The 4,097-nt window shown below is 56.2% G+C and carries 4 protein-coding genes; all 4 read right to left on the minus strand.

Annotated elements, in window-relative coordinates:
- Positions 1 to 917 (minus strand): glycosyltransferase (locus QZP87_RS05595; protein ID WP_291321937.1); only part of this gene is annotated, 917 nt, incomplete at its 3' end.
- A gap of 48 nt (positions 918 to 965) precedes the next feature.
- Positions 966 to 2,195, minus strand: a complete 1,230-nt coding sequence (locus QZP87_RS05600) for a glycosyltransferase family 4 protein (protein WP_291321938.1) — start codon at positions 2,193 to 2,195, stop codon at positions 966 to 968.
- Between the two features lie 8 nt (positions 2,196 to 2,203).
- Positions 2,204 to 3,826: a glycosyltransferase family 2 protein gene (locus QZP87_RS05605; RefSeq protein ID WP_291321939.1), complete on the minus strand. Its 1,623-nt coding sequence runs from the start codon at positions 3,824 to 3,826 to the stop codon at positions 2,204 to 2,206.
- A gap of 11 nt (positions 3,827 to 3,837) precedes the next feature.
- Positions 3,838 to 4,097: hypothetical protein (locus QZP87_RS05610; RefSeq protein WP_291321940.1), on the minus strand; the 260-nt coding region annotated here is incomplete at its 5' end.

Here is a 4,097-nt window from a genome sequence, read left to right on the forward strand (position 1 = left end):
CACCTCTGTTGCCTGGCTTTTTCATCTAAACGTCTGGTGGCCCTGGCCTTGCCCAGGACCAGGCAGGCCCATTGATAACTGCGCAGAAAACGCCGGAACTCGAGATCCGGATAACGCTCCTGCCTGTCCAGCATGCTGCGCACATAACCCCACCACATGCCCAGACCGCCCATCAACAGAGGGGGGCGGGTCATGCGGTACAGGGCACTGGCTGTCATATAGGCCAGTCCGGTGCCCATAAAATACTGCCCGTAGCCGTGGCGCATACGTCCCGTCCACAGATTCTGCTGGCTGGATCCCATGGCTCGCAGGTGGATGAACCGGGTCCGGGGATCATCCCGGCTGCAGGCAACCCAGCCCAGCATGCGGCATTTGTGGCAGTCAATGCCGTCCCACATGACCTGGCGCACAAAGCCTCCAATTTCCTGAAAGCATTCCCGGCGATAAAACTTGGTCATGCCCGCGGACATTTCATCCCCGATTTTTTCGCTTACCAGGTCATCATGAACCCCGCTTTTGTAATACGGCTTGCCACTGCAGGTCCCCAGACAGGGCTCCTGCTGCATCCAGGATATGAGGGTCTCAAAGTACCCTGCAGGTATATCCAGATCCAGGTCAAACTTACACAGGTAATCGAACTGGTTTAAATCAATGCTTTCCAGACCGGCGTAAAAGGCATCGATGACACCGGGGCCCACCGCCCTTTTGCCTCGGTCCTTGCGCTGCACAATTTTAATCCAGTCCACCCTGTCTGCGTACTCCTGCAGAATCTCAGGGGTGTCATCCCTTGAGCCGTCGTCAACAATCACCCAAAGAGCCGGCTGCACAGTCTGCTGCAGGACACTATCCAGGCATTGACGGGCATAATCTGCTTCATCCCGGCAGGGGGTAATCAGAACATAATTTGAACCTGGCATGGGTTTATCTCCGTTTTATTATTTATGATAAAATCTGAACCGGCGTCATTAGACCGACTGCTGTGTCAGCAACGCTGTCTTCAATCTCTGGACATTTATTTCCAGAGAAAATTCTTCCAGTATCCGCCTGCGTCCTCTCCCGGCAAGACTCTGCCTGTTCCTGGGATCCTTAAGCATGAGTTCCAGGGTTTCTGCCAGGGCATTTATGTCTTCAGGCGGAACAAGCCAGCCGTTTTCCCCGGAAGTTATCAGCTCCCTGATGGTCGGCAGGTCCCCGCTGACACAGCAGATCCCGGCAGCCATGGCCTCCATGAGCACCACCGGAATTCCGTCCTTATCCCCTGTTGCATCCAGGCGGCACGGCAGGGCAAAGATATCCGCCTGGGGCAGCATCTCCAGTATATCTGTGTTATCCATGGAACCCTCAAAGGTGACCACATCCTGAAGTCCAAGACTTGCGGCCAGGGATTCCAGGTTTGCGCGCTCCGGTCCATCGCCGATAATCCTGCACCGGCAGTCCCTGCCGGATGACTGCAGAACCTGCAGGGCCCGCAAAAGCAGGTCAAAACCCTTTTTAGGGACCAGCCGGCCCACTCCGATAATCAGTTCAGAGCCGTCATGACCCTTTTGCGCATCACCAGTTTCGGCTGTATCCACACCGCAGCGCACCACCGGGTATTCTGCATCAGACCTGTCCACGATGCCCTTATAAAACTCACGATGCCAGTAGCTGATGCAGCGCACAAATCCGGCACGCTCCAGCTTCTGCTTCAGCAGGGATCGATCCCGGAATATATCCGCTGCATGCCCGGTAAAGCTGAACCCGATGCCCAGCTGCATGGCTGCATACATGGCAATGGTTGTGGGCACATGGGCCATATGTGCATGAATGTGTTCCGGCCTGTGCCCGCGGCTTCTCCCGGCCAGGGCCAGGCCCCCCAGTCCCTGCCACAGGATTTTGAAACGGCCCTTGCGCGTGGACACATCTTCGGCCTTTAAAGCGTCCTGTACTGCAGTCTTAAGGGTCGCGGCAGAGATCACTGGATGCCTGGCGGCCTCCTTTACAGCATCCAGCAGCATGGCCATTGTCCCCTTTCCATAAACCTGAATGGTTTCCTCAGCCAGGGCCCTGAGCTGCAGCCCGTTCCAGTCAGTACCCGGGTGGTGCACCGAGGCAGGCAGCACTTCTATTCCACTCTCGCGCAATCCAAAGACTTCGCGGTAGACAAAGGTCTCGGACAGCTTGGGCAGCCATGGAGCCATCATGATGATTCGCATATCTTTTCTCATGCCTGCGGGACCTGGTCTTCCCCGGCAGAATAAGGCTTAGTGGAACCAGCAGGCAGTTCCGGAGGGTGAATAATCCTGGCTGGAATACCTACTGCAGTACATCCGGGGGGCACATCCTGAAGCACTACGCTCATAGCCCCTATCCTGGCTCCCTGGCCGATACGTATGCCTCCCAGGATCTGGGCATAAGCCCCGATCTCCACATGGTCCTCAAGCACTGGAACAGGTCCCCCCTCAGTGCGGTTTCCAATGGTCACTCCCTGGCGCAGGGTGCAGTTTGCTCCAATATTTACCTTATTATGCACAAATATATTTCCAAAATGATAAATTCGCAGGCCTGGACCGATTCTGGTTTCCTTGGTAAAGCTGACACTGGTCAGGGTCTCAACCACACGAAACATAAACCAGTAAAGCCTGTCCACAAACCAGCGGGTCACACCGGGCCTGCGTTTGTCATTCCATCTTCCCAGGCGGTATACAGCTATCGCCCACAAGGACTGCTCCCGCAGAAAGGCCCTACTGGGATAACGTGCCCGGTCCGCTTTCCAGTCCGAGGGGCGACTGACTACGTTCTTGTACTCTATAAGCCCGGCCTTTCTACCCCGCGCCCGATCCAGATAACAGCGGACATGACCCACTGCCTGAGCCCACTTGCCCAGCATGGTCAACACTGCAAAAGCCATGGCGCTCTTTTTTTCCAGAGATGCCCGGGATTTTACGAAAATACGCCCCGCCTGCAGCAACCAGGCTCCCGCAGCCAGGGCCAGACCCAGTACAGCTCCAGCCCAGCCCATCAGAATAAACATGACCAGCATCAGCAAAAGCGAGGCCAGCCCCCAGCCCAGGCTCCATATACGGGCACTGCGCACCATGGATCTGAAGGGAATGTCCCCGGAGCTGTCGGCTGCAGGCCTGCAGCGCTGATAAACATCCAGGGAACCATAACCGCCGCGGACCATACGCCTCCACCACTGCCGGAACCTGTAAATCTGGGCGTCATGCAGGGTCATTTCACCCTGCGCCCTGTAAATCTTCCAGCCTCTGGCCCGCAGACGGAAACACAACTCAGGTTCTTCTCCTGCAATAAGTTCCTGGTTGAACCCGCCCACCTGAGAAAAAGCCTGCACCCTGTAAAGGGCGTCGCCCCCCACTGATTCAGCAGGCCCCGGAGGCGCATCCCATTCCATGTCCGCCATGGCGTTGTAGATTGAGCCTCCGGGATCAACCTCCCTGCGCCGCCCGCTTACTGCAGCGGCATCAGGCCGGTTGCGGATAAACTCTACTGCTTCAGGCACCCAGCCCTGGACCACTGTGCAGTCACCATCAAAAAAGTGCACCCAGACTGTATCCGGCTCCAGCTCCAGAACCCTTGCAAAGCCAGCGTTGCGGGCCCGGGACATGGAAAAGGGCTTCTGCATGTCCAGCTCCACCACATCCGCTCCCAGGCTGCGTGCCAGGGTTGTGCTGGAGTCGGTTGACCCTGAATCCACATACACTAAGGGGCTTCCCTGTCCCGCCAGAGACTCAAGACAGTTTTGCAGCCTGTGACCTTCGTTACGACCGATAACCACCAGCCCGGGACAAAACTCTTTACCTGCGGTGTTTAAATCATTTTGCAATACAACTCCTCTTATCTTTGCAGCCAGTCAGTGAAATGCCAGCCGTCAATGAGATCTATGCCCAGCGTTGATTTGACCACGTACAGGATGGTAAAAACTCCCACTCCCATAAACAGGGCTGCCAGCAGAAAAAAAACCATGGACAGAATTCCCATGCTGGTCCACCCGGCATAACTGCTGAAACTCTGGATGAAAGTTGGCTGCTCGTCCTCTATGTCCTGGGCCGCCTGAACCAGACAGCCCTTTTGAGATCCCCGGCACAGGGTATGAG

Origin of the sequence: Desulfonatronospira sp., from assembly GCA_003563255.1 — a bacterium.
Lineage (GTDB): Bacteria > Desulfobacterota > Desulfovibrionia > Desulfovibrionales > Desulfonatronovibrionaceae > Desulfonatronospira.

Excerpts from the sequence above, each read along its gene's own strand:
- QZP87_RS05600 (WP_291321938.1), bottom strand. The coding sequence starts at position 2,195 with ATGCGAATCATCATGATGGCTCCATGGCTGCCCAAGCTGTCCGAGACC.